This is a genomic window from Viridibacillus sp. d25.2, assembly GCF_055456015.2.
Genome location: NZ_CM196652.1, coordinates 2,526,007 through 2,543,496, shown reverse-complemented (window position 1 = coordinate 2,543,496; position 17,490 = coordinate 2,526,007). Strand labels below are relative to the sequence as shown.

The window sequence follows — 17,490 nt, the reverse complement described above, 5'->3', positions numbered from 1 at the left end:
AAATTTAGTAGAATTAATTATAAAAAATGTAATACTAATAACACTTTACCTTTGTTTGATAGAACTAACATATAATGTTACTAAAGCTATTTACAACATACCGATCTTCTCCCTCACCATTAATTGAATCGTATGTTTCTTGGATATTTCTATGATACTTTCAAGCATTCCGTCATCAGTTTTCTTACGACTTTTCGAGAAAATCCAACCTCATTTTGATATTATCTAACTCTAAATTTACATTCCAATTTTTAACTAATATCAATTTTTTTAAATTCAATCTTAATTTAATACTAAAAGAGGGGAAGAAAACACGAAAATCTAATGCGATTCGAGACGTATAGTAATGTGGATTTTGTATTCTCGAATCGTCTGAGAGTGAATTTGAAGCATCCTAAATTTTAGGGGGTATTTTGTCGTTTTTGAAAGTAATTTTCTGATAAAAATAGATTTTTTAAATAAGGTTCCCAAATACACATTTGGGAACCTTATTTGTGCTAAAATAGTAGTATAAGAGGTGACGAATTTTGCAAACTACATACCCGAAAGTAATGAAAGATTTCCTTGTCTATTTAACAACTATTAAAGGGAAATCGAAAAGAACACGTGAAGAATACGAATATGACTTATTATTATTTTTTAGATTCTTAAAAGCAGTACAGCAAGATATGGATATAAATTTTCTAAACCAAATTGATATATCGGATATAACAATTGATTTTATTAGAGAAGTATCATTAGAAGACATGTACTTGTTTTTAGAATACTGTGAGGAACAACGACATAATAGTGCTCATTCTAGAGCGCGAAAAGGAGCTACATTAAAATCTTTTTTCAATTATTTAAAAACTAAACGTCATTTGATAGAAGAAAACCCTGCAAGTGAGCTAGAAACCCCTAAAATAGGGAAGCGACAACCGATATATATGACAATGGAGGAAGCGAGAGTTTTTATAGATGGTATAAAGGAATCTACACATTACTATCGTAATTATTGCATAATTACATTCTTTTTAAACCTAGGTATTCGTGTAACAGAGCTATGTAAGTTGAATCTAACTTCTATTCAAGGTGACTATTTAACCGTTACAGGTAAAGGGGATAAGGAAAGGACGATTTTCTTAAATGAAGCTTGCCATAATGCCCTTTCTCGGTATATAAAAAAAGAACGCTACGCTATTAAAGGCGCAGATACCAATGAATCATTATTCCTTTCTCAAAAAGGAACACGCTTAACGAGACAACGTGTTGCGAAAATTGTAAAAGAGATTAATGAGCAATCAGGGCTGAATAAAACAAAGTTAACGCCACATAAGCTAAGACACACATCAGCGACGATGATGTATAAAAGCGGGGCAGATATACGTAGTTTACAGCAAATTTTAGGCCATTCAAGCGTTTCTACAACGCAGATTTATACGCATGTAGAAGATAAAGAAATCCAGCAAGTGATCGAAAACAATCCGTTCAATCAGAGTATTTAACGAGAAAGATAATTATACTGAAAAAGTACTCGCAAAAGTTTGCTTTATTGTATTTAATTACCATATAAATAGTGTTATAATATTATAATTACATTTTTATAGGAGGTTACTTATGTTTACTATACATATTGATGAGCAACTGCAACTTAAATTGTTGCAAGAGTATGATGCAGAAGAGCTTTTTACGGTAATGAAAGGGTCAAAAGAGAGTTTAAGAGAGTGGTTACCCTTCATAGATTCAAATGAAAGTGCAGAAGATACATTACAATTTATTCGATCAAGTCTAAAGCAATTTAGTCTTAATGATGGCTTCCAGACTGCCATCGTATATAAAGGTAAAATCGTTGGGGTTATTGGCTTTCACCATATAAATTGGCAAAACAAGTCTACCAGCTTAGGTTATTGGTTGTCAAAAGACTATGAAGGGTTAGGTATTATGACCAAATCAGTTCGTAAGCTTCTAGATCATGCCTTTCATGATTACAAGCTAAAACGAATAGAAATTCGTGCTGCTATCGCAAACAAGAAGAGTAGAGCTATTCCTGAGCGTTTAGGAATGACTTTAGAAGGTGTTAGTCGTCAATCAGAGTGGCTATACGATCATTTTGTAGATCATGCTGTTTATAGCATCCTTGTTGAAGAATGGAAAATTCGTAGTTGAGACCATTGTGAATGGTCTTTTTTTTAGTTTACATAATATTATTATGTAAACTAAAAAATCTAGATATAATAATGATAGTTATTATTACCTAAAATTTTTGATTATATATATATTAAGCTTAAATAAATTGGTTGTAAATTAAATGTTTTTTATTTGAAATGAAAAATTATAACTCATTAATTTTCTTTTCCACTTTTTCATTCTAGACAATAGAACTAGCTAAGTTAATTAATAATTTCATTTGATTTTTGTTGTTTTTGAATTATTTTACAGTTAAAAACCAATATACTGTAGAAAATATACTTCTAAAATATTATATATACTATAGTTAAGGTGTAAAAATTTGATATTAGAAATATCTTTCATTAGCTCAATAAACTTATTTTTTTTGATTTAGGACTTTTTACCTTTTGTTTTTATTTGGATAATAGCCTTATATTGGTTGTGATAAAATGATAACAAGAGAGAAAATGCTCGAATAATGCCGAACTGATTAGGAGTGAGGTCAAATGGACCAAAGTTATAGTCAAATGACAGGTCTAAGCCAACTTGATGATTCGTATACAGTCCAACAATTAATAGATATTCAACATGCATTAGACCACTCGATAATAGTCGCTATAACAGATAATCGAGGTATTATTACATTTGTAAATAATCATTTTTGTACCATTTCTAAATACAGTAAGGATGAGCTAATCGGGCAAGATCATCGTTTGTTGAACTCAGGGCACCATTCAAAAGCCTTTTTTAAAGAATTATGGTGTACGATTGGCAGCGGGAAAATATGGCGCGGTGATATTTGTAATCGCACGAAAGATGGTAGTTTGTATTGGGTACAGACTACGATTATCCCGTTTTTAAACGATAGAGGTACACCTTACCAATACGTGTCAATTCGAACAGATGTAACAGAACAAAAAAATATAAAAAAGCTGAAATTCTATGCTTATCATGACGATTTGACAGGCTTATATAACCGTCGGATGTTGAATATTCGATTGGCAGATTTATTTAAAGGCGCACATAAAGAAGATTTTTCATTGACACTTTTAATGATGGATGTTAACCGGTTTAAGAGTATAAATGACGGATTAGGTTTCTTAACAGGTGATTTATTTCTTATTGAAGTAGCCACCCGTCTGAAAAGACTAGGTATCGATGAAAAGTCGCTGTTTCGATATAGTGGTGATAAATTCGTCATTATTTTGAAGAATGAAAAGCATGCCATTTGGAAGGCGCATCAAATAATGGCTAACTTTGAAGACAGTTTTTTAATTGAACAATTTGAGTTCTATTCTTCTGTCAGTATAGGCATATGCTCAAGCCCTTCCTATGCAAACACGCCAGAGGATTTAGTCAAAAGTGCGAATGTCGCATTGCTTGAAGCAAAAAAGAATAAAGTTAGTAATTATATACAATATGAAAATACGATGAATAGTTCTCATAATCAATTTCTACTTTTAGAAACAAAATTGCGTCATGCAATAAAGCGAGATGAAATTCAGTTGTATTATCAGCCGAAAATCGAATTGAAAACGAATCAATTAATTGGTATGGAAGGTTTAATACGTTGGTATGATAAAGATTACGGCTTTATCTCTCCAGCTATGTTTATCCCATTTGCAGAAGAATGTGGATTAATCAGTTTAATCGGTGTGTACACATTAAAAATAGCTTGTAAACAAATGAAGCAGTGGCTTGATGACTATGGACTAGATATTCGAATTTCAGTTAATATATCGCCAATTCATTTGAAGGAAAGAAATTTTGTACATAATTTACGTAAAGTTTTGCAAGAAACAGGTTTACCTGCTAGAAATTTAGAGTTGGAAATTACGGAAATGAGCTTAATGCATCAAACAGAGGAATTAATTGAAACGTTTAATCAAATAAAGGCGCTAGGTGTAATTATTGCAATTGATGATTTTGGTACAGGCTATTCCTCACTCAGCTATTTAAAACAATTCCCAATCGATATATTGAAGATAGATCAATCGTTCATACAAGGATTAAAAACTGGGCTTAGTAATGTTGCAATGGTGACAGCGATTATCAAATTAGCTCATGCACTAAGTATGCAAGTGATTGCTGAAGGTGTAGAAACGGAAGAAGAATTATGTATAGTTCGTGATAATCTTTGTGACTTTGCCCAAGGATATTACTTCAGTAAACCATTACCCACAGATGAATTTTCGGCAAAATTACATGAATTATATGTATCGAAAATATAACGAATTACCTTATATAAATTGGAATCCACACAAAGAGGTCACCCCTATACGCTGAGGGAACTGAAAAAGTACATAAAATGAATTTTAGCCATGGCTTTTTCTACGATGCCGTTAATTTCCGTTCCGGCGGACGCTTTCCTGGGGACGAACCTTGAGCCTCCTCGTCGCTAACGCTTCTGTGGGGTCTCAAGATGTTCGTTAGTTCCCCAAGGAGTCGCCGCCTGCACTCCAATCAACTAGTTTTATCTTTTTTCTATGAACAATTCAGACAGTGGTTAATGCAACTTATAGTAGCATTCTATTGCATAAACACATAAAGGAGTAAATATGCTACATCAACTAGAGTATAATTGATAAATTCACATTTTATTTTTCTGACAATTCTGTTATTTAAGTACTTTTTATAAGAGTGATAGATGTGAACAGCAATGAATCAAAAAATAAATGAAGTAATTTATGAAGGAGAGATTACATGGATAATATGTTATTAATGTCTCACAGCATCTTCCCAACGGCTGATATATCCCGTACGGCAAATTTTTACGTTCAAACAATGGGGTTTCATGCTGTACCGTAGATGGATGCAGAAGAACCGCATATTTGTTTATATCGTGATTTAACAGAAATTATTTTAACAAAGTCAAATGGACAAGAAGTTATACCAAATCGAGTTTTATATGGTTATGGGTATGATGCGTACTTTATAACAACCAATCATGAAACGCTTCAAGAGGAATGCATTAACTCTGGCGTGAAAATAGTTCGCTCATTAAGTAATACCGATTACAACAATAAAGAGTTTATTATCGAAGATATTGATGGTAGATGGATAGCATTTGGAATCAAACAAGGCTAGAAACGAGCTTAAAGTTGATTATTTGTAATAAAAAGCAATCATAATTGTTAATGAGAATCATATAGTGTAAAGAATTTTCGGAATTTTATATTGACAATAGATTTCGAAAGTTGTAAATTAAGAAACAACAAAATAACTTTTTTCTTATCCAGAGAGGTGGAGGGACTGGCCCTGTGAAATCTCAGCAACGGACATTGTACCGTGCTAATTCCAGAAGCGTATGCTTGAAGATAAGAAGAGTGCATCGGCGTATTGTCAACCTCTTCTTATCAAGAAGAGGTTTTTTTGTTCAATAAAATGATGAGGTGATGGATATGTCAACAGAATTAATCAATGCACTACAAACGTTAAAAGAAAAGAAATGGATCGATTTAACACATACTTTTGGAGCAGATACACCACGATTTAATGCATTTAAAGGGTTAGAAAAGACAACACTATTTTCACATGATGATGGCTTTTACACTCAAAACTTTGCCTTTGCTGGCCAATACGGTACACATTTAGATGCACCTATTCACTTTGTCCGTAATGCCCGTTATTTAGAAGAATTGGAGTTAAAAGAACTTGCATTGCCGCTCGTTGTAATAGATCATTCTAAAGATGTAGCCGAAAATCATGATTTCACGTTTTTAGTACAAGATATTTTGAAATTTGAGGCTAAATACGGTGAAATTGAGGCAGGTACATTTGTTGCACTCCGCACGGATTGGAGCAAACGTTGGCCTGATATTGAAGCATTTAATAACTTTGATGCTGAGGGTAATCCACATGCGCCAGGATGGTCAGTAGAAGCACTGAAATTCTTATTTGAGGAACGTCATATTAAAGCGATAGGGCATGAAACATTTGATACGGATTCTAGCGTATTATATCGTCAAAACAATGCTTTACTTTCTGAACTATATGTATTGGAACAAGATACTTATCAAATAGAGTTGCTCACTAATCTAGACCAGCTACCCGCAAAAGGGGCTGTTATTTTTAACATCGTACCAAAACCTGAGAAGGCTTCTGGCTTCCCAGTTCGCTCATTTGCTATTCTACCTTAAATAATTTGTACCCACGCATCTAGAACGGCATAGTAAGAAGTAATTTATATTAGATACCGTTGCTCTCGGTTCGCCTTATTATAGACTAGCAATTGAATAATAGAATCTAAGGGGTGATCCTTGTGGATATTAAAATTGATGATTTGAATGGAATTGAAGTAGCGGAGTTATTGAATGAGCATCTTCAATGTATGGCACAAAATTCTTCAACGGAAAGCATACATGCCTTAAATCTTGAAGAATTGAAAAAATCAGAAATCACATTCTGGAGTGCTTGGGAACAAGATACATTAGTTGGTTGCGGTGCACTAAAAGAACTTAATGCTCACCATGGTGAATTAAAATCAATGCGTACTTCTTCATTACATTTAAGAAAAGGTGTTGCAAGGTACATTCTAGAACATATCATGTCAGAAGCTAGGAATCGTGGTTTTACGGATTAAGTTTAGAAACAGGTTCAATGGAGGCTTTCGAACCTGCTAAGAGTCTATATTCTAAAATTGGGTTCCAATACTGCAAACCATTTTCGAATTACATTGAGGATCCCAATAGCGTATTTATGACATTAGAATTATAAGTATACTGATTGAGCATTCTTTTAACAGATGAAATACAAAAAGAGCATGTTTTTATTCAAAACATGCTCTTTCTCTTTGTCTAAATATTATTAAATGTTTGATGATAAGCGAACCGCTGTTGTAATGTTTTTGAGTTTTTGTTCTTTATCAATTAATGCTTGTTGAGCTTCTTCTAGTGTTACTAGTTTGAATCGAATTTTAGCACCTGTTTGTAACTGTGCAAGACTTGCTAAATCAGCTGTGATAACTTGCACCATTTTCGGATAACCACCAGTCGTTTGACGGTCAGCCATTAAAATGATTGGTTTACCACTAGGCGGGATCTGCACTGTTCCAAACGTAACTGCCTCTGATAATAATTCGAATTTCTCTGTCAAAGTTAATGCCGGTCCATCAAAGCGATAGCCCATTCGATCAGCCTCTGTAGAAAGAGTGTACTGATTGTTAGTTAAGCAATGCTGACTTTCAGTGGTAAAACAATCCCACTCCGTTCCTTGCATTACACGAATTGTTTGCTGTTGTTCTAATGAGATTAATTCGTGGTAATTAACAGACCATGAAGCAGGGCCTATCAGTTGAATTGCATATTGATGTATTTCTTTATTTTTCTTAGTATAAGATCCGATATTTACTTCATCCTGTTTTTGTAATGCTCTACCTTCAAATCCACCCATTCCTGCCTTTAAATATGTACTTTTACTATTCATGATAGTAGGAACTTGAATCCCTCCAGCAAAGCTTACATAAGCGCGACAACCTTGTTGAGCTCGTTTAAACTTTAATACGTCTCCTTTTTTCGCGATAAATGGACGCCAAAGTGGTACGGGCTCGTTGTTAATGGTAGCTGTTAGATCGCCACCTGTTAGCGCAATAAGATGATCATCATTAAATTGTAATATGGTGCCAAACAGTGAAATCTCAAGCACTGCCTCACTTTCTATATTCCCTACAAGAATATTCGCAATTCTTAAGGAATAAGCATCCATTGCACCACTCACGATGACCCCATATTTTTGCGAACCAAATCGCCCTAAATCTTGAATGGTAGTTAATAGCCCTGGTTTAATAACTGTAACTGTCATGATCTTGTCTCCTTCAATTGTTTGTATTCTTTTTCAGAAATTGGTTTAAAGCGAATACAATCACCTGCTTGTAAAAGGGAAGGAGGTGTTTCATTTGGTAAAAATAAATCGAGTGGCGTACGGCCAATAATTTGCCACCCACCAGGTGTTTCAAAAGGGTAAATTCCTGTTTGTTTGCCTGCAATCCCAACCGAAAGTGCTGGAATAGCAAGTCTAGGTGTTTCTTTTCGAGGTGTTGCTATAGCTTCGTTCATGCCTCCCATAAAAGCAAATCCTGGTGCAAACCCTAGCATATAAACAAGACACTCATTAGCACTATGTAATTGTATGACTTTCTCCTTCGTTAGACCATTGACTTTGGCTACATATTCTAAATCAGGACCATATTCACCACCATAAACAACTGGTATTTCTACAACTCTCTGAGGAGTTTGTTGAACTGTTGTCAATTGCGTAATAAGCTGCTGCACATGCTGACATACAAAGCTAAATGATGTTACATTTTTGGACACCTTAAACAGGGTATACGGATTGTAGTAAATTGTAATATTTGTATATGCTGGAACAGCTTCGATAAATCCTTCAAATGGCTGTTCTTCAAGCAGTGATGCTAAATTTTGTAAGATGGCACAGTTCGATGGATCAATTGTATTCCCGATCTGAACCATCACTGCTGAATCTCCTAAAGGTTTAAATTTTACATGTTTAAATTCTTCTCCCATAAATTACAACCCCTTAATTTGCGTTTTAAACATTATAATCATATAGCTATAAAATGGTAATTGACAAGTAAGATATTTACATTTGCTATTTTATTATTGTGAGAAAGTTGAAAAATAAATGTTTTCAGAATAATGATTTAGTGATAATATATGTTTTGTGTTAGAAAAACTTACATTATAACTAAAAAAAGTAAGGGGCTGAGAAAATGTTTCGAGTGGACTTGAATTGCGATTTAGGTGAAAGTTTTGGTCGATACAAACTAGGGGAACAAGAAGATATTTTAAATTATATAACTTCAGCTAATGTAGCTTGTGGTTTCCATGCTGGAGATCCTACGGTTATGAGAGAAACGGTTAAAATGGCTATTGCCAAAGGTGTAAAAGTAGGTGCTCATCCAGGTTTACCAGATTTAAATGGCTTTGGACGTCGCCCAATGCAGATTACTCCTCAAGAGGGCTATGACATGGTCGTATATCAGATTGGTGCACTACAAGGTTTTTTAACTACATGTGGAGAAAAGATGCAACATGTAAAACCACACGGTGCATTATACAATATGGCAGCAAAAGACCAAGATTTATCAGAAGCAATTGCTCAAGCAGTATATGATGTTTCACCAGATCTTGTGTTATTCGGTTTAGCTGGAAGTGAGTTAACGAAAGCAGGAGAAAAATTAGGTCTTCAAACAGCACATGAAGTATTTGCTGACCGTACATACCAAGCTGATGGTTCACTTACTTCACGTACGCAATCAGATGCTTTAGTGACAGATGAGGAACAGGCTGTAAATCAAGTCGTAACGATGGTTAAAGAAGGCTATATTCAGTCTCTACAACAAACGAAAGTATTACTACGAGCAGACACTGTTTGTATCCATGGGGATGGAGTACATGCTCTTGAATTTGCAAAATATATTCAAAACACATTGGAGAAAAATAACATTAACGTTCAAGCATTTCACGTATAAAAAGGGGTTTTCATATGACAAAGGTTAGTTTAGATCAAGGTCAAGGTAGAAAGAAAGTAGGGCGTAGTGTCTTACTAGGAGCTGCCTTCTTAATGGCAACATCATCGATTGGACCAGGGTTTTTAACACAAACGACGGTCTTTACACAACAACTGGGCGCTAGTTTTGCCTTTGTTATTTTAGTTTCACTTATTTTAGATGTTTTCGCTCAAATAAATGTTTGGCGTATCATAGCAGTATCTGGCTTACGTGGACAAGAGATTGCCAATAAAGTACTTCCAGGATTAGGTCTTGTATTAGCAATCATGATTGTTATTGGCGGTCTTGCTTTTAATATCGGGAACGTCGCAGGAGCAGGCCTAGGATTAAATGCTATGCTCGGGTTAGACCCGATTAAGGGCGCTGTTATAAGTGCAGTTTTTGCAATTTTCATATTCCTTGTTAAAGAAGCAGGTAAAGCTATGGACAAAGTAGCACAAGTAGCTGGCTTTGTCATGATTTTACTTATGATGTACGTTGCTTTTACAACATCTCCTCCAGTTGGTGATGCTTTAGCTAACACATTTATTCCGGAAAAAATTGATATCCTTTCAATTGTAACTTTAGTTGGTGGAACAGTTGGTGGATATATTGTTTTCGCTGGCGGACACCGCTTACTAGACGCTGGAGTTAAAGGTGTAGATTCTTTACCAGATGTAACAAAGAGTTCTGTAACAGGTATTGCTGCTACTGGTATTATGCGTGTGGCACTGTTTTTAGCTGTATTAGGTGTAGTGCACCAAGGTTTAGCAATTGACCCTGCTAATCCACCAGCGTCTGTCTTTAAATTAGCTGCAGGTGAAATCGGTTATCGTATGTTTGGCGTTATTATGTGGGCTGCTGCGATTACTTCTGTAGTCGGTGCAGCATATACATCTGTATCATTTATTCGTTCATTCCACCCATTGATTGAAAAATATCATAACTGGGTTATTATCGCCTTTATCGTTGTATCGACTATTACTTTTGCGTTTGTCGGTAAACCTGTTAAAATTCTTGTTTTAGTAGGAGCGATTAATGCAATAATCCTACCTCTTGCACTTGGTACTTTATTAATTGCAGCATATAAAAAGGATGTTGTTGGTAATTACAAACATCCAATGTGGTTAACAATACCTGGTATTTTTGTTGTTGTAGTTATGGGTGTACTTAGCGTTCGTACACTTATTGTCGAGTTACCAAAACTATTTAACTAATAGGAAGAGAGGCGACTAGTAATGACGCAATTCGACACGATGACTCCAGCTGCTATTCGAGAATTAATTCGTAGCGGTGAATTGACTGGACCAACCGCAGGAATGGCTAAAGGCTATACGCAAGCAAACTTAGTCATTTTAAAGAAAGAGTACGCATATGATTTCTTGTTATTCTGTCAACGCAATCCAAAATCTTGTCCGCTAGTGGATGTGTCAGATATTGGTTCATTTACACCGAATTCCATCGCTCATGGTGCAGATATTCGCAAAGATATACCAAAATATCGCATTTATCGCGATGGTATTTTTACTGAAGAAGTAACTGATGTTACGGATTATTGGGAAGATGATATGGTATGTTTCCTACTAGGATGTAGCTTTACTTTTGAAACGCCACTTCTTGCGAGTGGTATTCCAGTAAGGCATATTGAAGAAGGCTGTAATGTACCAATGTACAAAACGAATATTCCTTGCGAAAAAGCAGGTATTTTCGAAGGTCCAATGGTTGTTAGTATGCGCCCAATGAAACACGCCGACGCAATTCGTGCTGTACAGATTACTTCTCGCTTCCCGGGTGTACACGGTGCACCAGTTCATATTGGAGATCCAAGGTAAATTGGGATTACGGATGTAAATAATCCCGATTTCGGAGATGCCGTAACGATCAAAGAAGATGAGGTTCCTGTATTTTGGGCTTGTGGCGTTACACCTCAAGCAGTAGCGATGGAAAGTAAACCTGCTATTATGATTACGCACGGACCAGGCTGCATGTTCATTAGTGATTTAAAAGATGATAAATTAAGTATACTTTAAGTAACAAAGCGCTCCTAAGTCAGTTTTCTAACTTAGGAGCGCTTTTTTTATTCAGTTATAGATTAAATCACTCTATCAAAAAAGTATCAACTATAGTTTAGTTTACATAATATTATTATGTAAACTAAACTATGTACTTTCAATTTTCTAAATGAAAAAGTATTATTATAAAAGCAACTTATTTTCTATAAGTTGTGATTTATCATAAAGGAGATTGTTATATGAATGATAAGCGTTATAAAATTGCGCATCGTGAAGCGATTATTGGGGTAATACTTGTTATCATCAATTTTAGTATTTGGTTTGGCTTTGCTTATGGAATGGGATCAGGAGATCCTACTTCTTATACATATGTGCTTGGATTTCCAGCATGGTTTTTCTACAGCTGTATTGCAGGCACTATTTTCATGGTCATCCTTATAGTTTTCGTAATCAAATTTTTCTTCACTGATGTCCCTTTTGACGATGAGGATGGTGAACACAAATGATACATTGGCAAGTAATTATTCCATTAGTTGTTTTTCTAGTACTTATCTTTGCGATTGGTATATGGGCGAATCGCCAAGTTATGCAATCAAATTCTTTCTTGCAAGAGTATTTCCTTGGTGGGCGTGAAATGGGCGGTTTTCTACTTGCGATGACAATGATGGCGACTTACGGTAGTGCTGGTAGTTTTATCGGTGGACCAGGTGTAGCCTATAATACGGGCCTCGGCTGGGTGCTTCTAGCCATGGCGCAGTTACCTGCAGGTTATTTCGTTCTAATGATTCTCGGTAAAAAGTTTGCAATAATAGCACGTAAGTATCAGGCAATAACGCTAATTGATTTTTTAAGGGAACGCTATCAAAGTAAAACGGTTGTTATTGTATCCGCAGCCAGTATCATATTATTCCTATTTGCTTCCATGGCAGCGCAGTGGATAGGTGGGGCGCGGTTAATCGAATCATTAACGGGCTTAAACTATTCTACAGCTTTGTTTATCTTTGCTGGGGCTGTTTTAATTTATGTAATAATCGGAGGTTTCCGTGCAGTTGCTTTAACGGATGCTGTACAAGGCTCTGTGATGGTTATTGGGACAATCATTTTACTTGTCGCGACGGTTATTGCTGGTGGTGGAATATCGAATATAATGAATGATTTAGTTGTTGAAAATCCTAATCTTGTATCTCCATATGGTGCAGATCGTAGTTTAACTCCATTATATGTATCGACATTTTGGATACTCATTGGAATAGGCGTTATTGGTTTACCACAAATTGCAGTTCGTGCAATGTCGTATAAAAACTCTAAAGGCATGCATTCAGCCATAATCATTGGCACAATTGCACTTGCTACAGTTATGTTTGGGATGCATTTAATCGGTGTTCTAGCACGGCCGGTATTACGAGGAATAGAAATAGGTGATAAAGTGATGCCTTTACTGACGTTAAAAGTATTACCACCTTATTTAGCCGGGATTGTTCTTGCTGCACCAATGGCAGCGATCATGTCGACAGTAAATGCTTTACTTATTTTAGTAAGTTCTACTGTTGTAAAAGATATTTACTTAAACTATATTAAACCGACTGCATCAGATGCACAGATTAAAAAGGCAAGTTTCTATGTTACTACAATTATTGGAATAGCAGTGGTACTGGTAGCTCTTCGTCCACCGGATTTACTTGTTTGGCTGAACTTATTTGCTTTCGGTGGATTAGAATCTGTATTCTTATGGCCGGTTATATTTGGCCTCTACTGGAAAACAGGAAACAAATACGGTGCAATTTCATCAATGATTATAGGAATCTCATCTTATATCTACATTGATCAATTTATGCCAAGAGTATTAGGTATGCATACAGTTACAATACCAATTATTTTATCCTTAGTAGCATTTGTAGTAGTAAGTCTTGCGACTAAGAACAAAGTAAAGGCTAACTCATTGATTATTTAAAATGGAAACACCAAACTTTCAGAAGTATAGTTTGGTGTTTTTTTCTACCTAATTGACAGATAACTCTAACTGTTATATAATAATTTAAAATAACTAGATTGTTATATAACAGGGGGTAGTTACATGGAGATGTATAGAGAAGGCTATGAAACGTATTGTCTAGCTTGTGAAAATTATGGTATGGAGTCGATGAATTATTATCTTTACGTGAGAAACTTAACAGTAGAGCAGTTAAACGCATTTAACCAACATACGAAGGGAAGCGATGATTACGAAGTCTGATGCCATAGGAATTTTATAAAAACCCTACCAGTTGTTTATAACAGGTAGGGTTTTATTGTGTTTATCTTATTAAGCCACTATTTACTGTTTAATAACACTATAGATATTTGGCTATTTCGAACATTCGTTTAAAATTCGAACAGGAATATATAACCCCTTAACTGTGTTATGTACAGATGCAAAAGTATACAGGGGGCAATCCTTATATATTCTCTACTAAAATCAACGTATTCGAATTGATTATTAATTTTGAAGAAAATCAATAATCAAATTAAACAGAGCCTATTTTAAAAGGAAAAATCTGAATTTTACTAAAATATAAAAAATCAATTTACATTCCAAACCTTTTATGAAATACTTTAGATTAATAGACAATTAAATATTTTCTTATAAAAGTGCTTATGTTCATCATAAGCTAAAAGGGAAATCGGTTAAAATCCGGTGCAGCCCCGCTACTGTAAGTGTGGATGAAATTGTTGCAAACCACTGGCGCAAGTTAAATGTGTTGGGAAGGAACAAGAGTAAGGAGATACACAAGCCAGGAGACCTGCTTTTATAATGTAGTTTCAATTCTTCGAGGGGGAGATATGGAGCATCGAAAGCCTTTTTTTGTATCTCATTGTACATTTTTTCTGGTTTTTCGCCGTCCAAGTTCTCTTTACATTGTGTAAAGGGATATTTTTTTGCCCTTTTATACAAATCGATATCCTTTTGAAGTAAAAACTACTAATATTTAATAAAAAAAGAAGTGAGGGATTTCAACATGTACACAAGTAAATGGGTTAGAAAATGGATAGCACCTATCGGGATGGCAAGTTTATTAGCTTTATCACAACTTCCAGGAGAATTATCGACAGCTAACGCTGCTGAAAATACATCTGCAACAGTTCAAATAAAAGCAAAAGATGTCAGCTATAAAAATGTTCTAAATTCAACTGCAGCATTTTTACTACAACAAGTACCTAATCCATCGTTTGGTGATGAAGACTATGTGACAGATTTTGCTCGTGCTAGTGTGCCAGTACCTTCGAAATATTATGAAACGTACTATAATAACCTTGTTAAAGAAGTGAATAGTAAAAAGGGTAAAATTTCAGAAGACGTTGGTAAATATTCAAAAGTTATTATAGCTTTAACATCCATTAACAAAGATCCACGTAATGTGGGTGGATATGATTTAGTAAAATTAATGTATGATACATATTTGGCTACTGAACAAGCTGGAAAATTAACGAACGGAAACAAATTCCATTTACTATATGCTATTGATACAAAAAACTATGATTTATCTACTGAAGCGAAATATTCTAAAATTACTAGAACACAATTAGTGAATGATTTAGTAAAAGACCAACTTGAGGATGGCTCATTTGCTTGGGATCTAAAATGGGGTTCTGATAAAGACACAACATCAATGACTGCTACTGCCTTAGCCCCTTATACAAAGGATGACAAAGTAAAAGCAGCGGTTGAAAAAGCTAATGAGTATTTAGGGAAAGAATTAGGCAAACAAGGTGGATTCTACTCTGAGTGGGCAAAAGGTGATAGTCCAGAAACAGTGTCTCAATTCATCATTAACCTAACATCAAATAAAACGAATCCAAAAACTGACCCACGTTTCATCAAAGGTGATGGACACTGGGCTGTTTCAAACCTAGTGAGTTTTGTAGATAGTACTACAGGTGGTTTGAAAAGCGGTTTATCTTTAAAAATCCCTAATTTAATGTCTTCTGATCAAGGTTTACGTGCACTTGGTGCATATGAACGCTTAGAAGAAGGCAAAAACAGCATTTACAATATGTCAGATGCTGCAGAATCTATTAAATTCTACACAGTTGATATTGCTGCTCCTGTAATTGAAGCTGTTGGTGATAGCGAAACTGTTGTAAGAGGAAAATCAACAGCCAATGCCACTGTTTATATTTACAATAACAATAATCTATTGAATAAAGCTAAAGCAGATGCTAAAGGGAAATTCTCAGTTACGATTAAAAATCAAACAGTTGGTAGCAATATTATTGCAATCGCTGAAAATGCAGATGGTGTAAGAAGTAACAATGCTACAACAATTGTTAAAGACATCACAGCACCAGCAGTAGCTACAGCTAACAAAGTAAGTGATCAAACAACAATCGTAAAAGGTAAAGCTGAAGCAGGCGCGAAAGTTACGATTTATAATGGTTCTAAATCACTTACATCAACAACTGCGACGTCTAAAGGCACGTACTCATTAACAATCAAAAAACAAAAAGCTAATTCAACATTGAAAATTTATGTAACAGACGCAGCTAAAAATAAAAGTGCAGCATACACATTAAAAGTAGCTGATAAAACGGCTCCTAAAGCACCATCAGTTAAAAAAGTAACAAAATCAACTAGCGAAGTAACTGGTACAGCTGAAAAAAGTGCACTAGTGTATGTACTAAAAGGTAAAACGTTAATCGGTAAAGGAACAGTTAATAGTAAAGGTCAATTTACGGTGAAAATCAAAAATCAAAAAGCCAATACTAAATTAACTGTCTATGCAAAAAACAAAGCAGGTAATAAAAGTATATCTACAAAAGTAACTGTAAAAACAAAATAATTTGTAAGAAAAAGGAAGGGTGTTAGAGACTATCTCTAGCACCCTATTCCCATCTTTAAGAAGAGGTGCGCATTATGAAAAAAATAATACCTTTATGGTTTATGATGATACTCTCATTAATCATTATCACTGGTTGTAAAATTCAATCCGTTGAAGAGTATAATAATCAAACTGAGCAAGAACAAAGTGTTAAAGGTTCAAGTGATACTAAAGTAGAAGGCACTGGAGAAGAATCAACAAAGGAAGAGGTACAAAAGGATTCAACAAAAGATACTGATAAACCAAGTAACAAAGAAGATGAAAAAAATGATACAAAGCAAGATGAAAAGACAACTAACAAAGAGGTAGCCCAGAAAAAAGAGCAACCAACTAATACACATAAAACTGACTCAACATCAACTGCGAAAACACCTAGTAAGGACACTTCGACTAGTTCAAATAAAGAAAAACGATCAAACAAGCCAGAATTGTCTAAGGATAAAGCTCCATCTAAAGCTCAAAATCATGACAAAGATAAAAAACCTGGAAATAATAACATTGCACAAAAACCAAGTAATACTAATAAAGAAAGTGAAGATAAAAAAGAGTACGTAACGATTTCAATTAGTGCTGCAACTTTGCTAACACATTGGGATATGTTAAAACCAGCATTACAAAGTGAAAAATATGTACCAAAAACCGGCGTGATTTTAAAGTCAACAAAATATGAAATCTTAAGTAAAGACGAAACGGTTTGGGCTATTTTAAAACGTGCAACAAATGAACATGGTATTCATCTTGAATATGAAGGTGCAGGCGATAATCAATATGGCTCAGTCTATATTGAAGGAATTAATCATTTATACGAATTCGATGCAGGGGACCTTAGTGGTTGGATGTACTCTGTAAATGGGCAGTTCCCTAGTTTTGGGGTTAGTGCGGTTACTGTTAAAAATGGAGACAACATTCAATTCAAATACACAGTTGATCTAGGTCGCGACATAGGTAAACAATGATTAAAAAGGAG

Annotated in this window: 14 protein-coding genes, 2 pseudogenes and 2 riboswitches; of the genes and pseudogenes, 14 read left to right on the top strand and 2 right to left on the bottom strand. The window is 34.9% G+C overall.

Annotated features, from left to right (window positions below):
* Nucleotides 1-527 precede the first annotated feature (527 nt).
* The 6 genes and pseudogenes from ACZLO7_RS12730 to ACZLO7_RS12705 all read left to right on the top strand — a co-directional run bounded on the left by ACZLO7_RS12730 (nt 528) and on the right by ACZLO7_RS12705 (nt 6,864).
* Nucleotides 528-1,484: a tyrosine recombinase XerC gene (locus tag ACZLO7_RS12730; protein ID WP_464937665.1), complete on the top strand. Its 957-nt coding sequence runs from the start codon at nt 528-530 to the stop codon at nt 1,482-1,484.
* A 112-nt stretch (nt 1,485-1,596) separates the two neighbouring features.
* Nucleotides 1,597-2,145 (top strand): GNAT family N-acetyltransferase, encoded by a 549-nt coding sequence (locus ACZLO7_RS12725; RefSeq protein WP_464937666.1) that lies wholly within the window; start codon nt 1,597-1,599, stop codon nt 2,143-2,145.
* A 509-nt stretch (nt 2,146-2,654) separates the two neighbouring features.
* Entirely contained in the window at nt 2,655-4,379 is a 1,725-nt protein-coding gene (locus tag ACZLO7_RS12720; RefSeq protein WP_464937667.1) for a putative bifunctional diguanylate cyclase/phosphodiesterase, read from the top strand.
* 577 nt (nt 4,380-4,956) lie between these two features.
* Nucleotides 4,957-5,235 (top strand): VOC family protein, encoded by a 279-nt coding sequence (locus ACZLO7_RS12715; RefSeq protein ID WP_464937668.1) that lies wholly within the window; start codon nt 4,957-4,959, stop codon nt 5,233-5,235.
* Between the two features lie 141 nt (nt 5,236-5,376).
* A riboswitch (SAM riboswitch) is annotated at nt 5,377-5,472 on the top strand.
* Between the two features lie 77 nt (nt 5,473-5,549).
* A complete protein-coding gene (locus tag ACZLO7_RS12710; protein ID WP_464937669.1) occupies nt 5,550-6,287 on the top strand; it encodes a cyclase family protein in 738 nt (245 codons plus the stop codon).
* 122 nt (nt 6,288-6,409) lie between these two features.
* A pseudogene (locus ACZLO7_RS12705) lies at nt 6,410-6,864 on the top strand (GNAT family N-acetyltransferase).
* A gap of 90 nt (nt 6,865-6,954) precedes the next feature.
* On the opposite strand, the gene ACZLO7_RS12700 reads toward ACZLO7_RS12705, so the two are convergent.
* Entirely contained in the window at nt 6,955-7,947 is a 993-nt protein-coding gene (locus ACZLO7_RS12700; protein WP_464937670.1) for a 5-oxoprolinase subunit C family protein, read from the bottom strand.
* The gene (gene pxpB, locus ACZLO7_RS12695) at nt 7,944-8,669 is read right to left on the bottom strand and encodes a 5-oxoprolinase subunit PxpB (protein WP_464937671.1); all 726 of its coding nucleotides are present in this window, start codon (nt 8,667-8,669) and stop codon (nt 7,944-7,946) included. The genes ACZLO7_RS12700 and pxpB overlap by 4 nt, the downstream gene beginning before the upstream one ends.
* Nucleotides 8,670-8,875: 206 nt before the next feature.
* Between pxpB and ACZLO7_RS12690 the strand changes: the two genes are divergently transcribed.
* The 8 genes and pseudogenes from ACZLO7_RS12690 to ACZLO7_RS12655 all read left to right on the top strand — a co-directional run bounded on the left by ACZLO7_RS12690 (nt 8,876) and on the right by ACZLO7_RS12655 (nt 17,479).
* The gene (locus ACZLO7_RS12690; protein WP_464937672.1) at nt 8,876-9,637 is read left to right on the top strand and encodes a LamB/YcsF family protein; all 762 of its coding nucleotides are present in this window, start codon (nt 8,876-8,878) and stop codon (nt 9,635-9,637) included.
* Between the two features lie 14 nt (nt 9,638-9,651).
* A complete protein-coding gene (locus ACZLO7_RS12685) occupies nt 9,652-10,872 on the top strand; it encodes an NRAMP family divalent metal transporter (RefSeq protein WP_464937673.1) in 1,221 nt (406 codons plus the stop codon).
* Nucleotides 10,873-10,893: 21 nt separating this feature from the next.
* Nucleotides 10,894-11,685, top strand: a pseudogene (locus tag ACZLO7_RS12680) (putative hydro-lyase).
* A 221-nt stretch (nt 11,686-11,906) separates the two neighbouring features.
* Nucleotides 11,907-12,173, top strand: coding sequence for a YhdT family protein (locus ACZLO7_RS12675; RefSeq protein ID WP_464937674.1), 267 nt, complete (start codon nt 11,907-11,909; stop codon nt 12,171-12,173).
* Nucleotides 12,173-13,618: a sodium/pantothenate symporter gene (gene panF / locus ACZLO7_RS12670; RefSeq protein WP_464937720.1), complete on the top strand. Its 1,446-nt coding sequence runs from the start codon at nt 12,173-12,175 to the stop codon at nt 13,616-13,618. The genes ACZLO7_RS12675 and panF overlap by 1 nt, the downstream gene beginning before the upstream one ends.
* Before the next feature lie 123 nt (nt 13,619-13,741).
* On the top strand, nt 13,742-13,900 hold the full coding sequence (locus ACZLO7_RS12665) for a transcriptional regulator (RefSeq protein ID WP_427750913.1): 159 nt from the start codon (nt 13,742-13,744) through the stop codon (nt 13,898-13,900).
* 376 nt (nt 13,901-14,276) lie between these two features.
* Nucleotides 14,277-14,469: riboswitch (cobalamin riboswitch) on the top strand.
* A 194-nt stretch (nt 14,470-14,663) separates the two neighbouring features.
* Nucleotides 14,664-16,484, top strand: coding sequence for an Ig-like domain-containing protein (locus ACZLO7_RS12660; RefSeq protein WP_464937675.1), 1,821 nt, complete (start codon nt 14,664-14,666; stop codon nt 16,482-16,484).
* 74 nt (nt 16,485-16,558) lie between these two features.
* Nucleotides 16,559-17,479: a DUF4430 domain-containing protein gene (locus ACZLO7_RS12655; RefSeq protein ID WP_464937676.1), complete on the top strand. Its 921-nt coding sequence runs from the start codon at nt 16,559-16,561 to the stop codon at nt 17,477-17,479.
* Nucleotides 17,480-17,490: the final 11 nt, after the last annotated feature.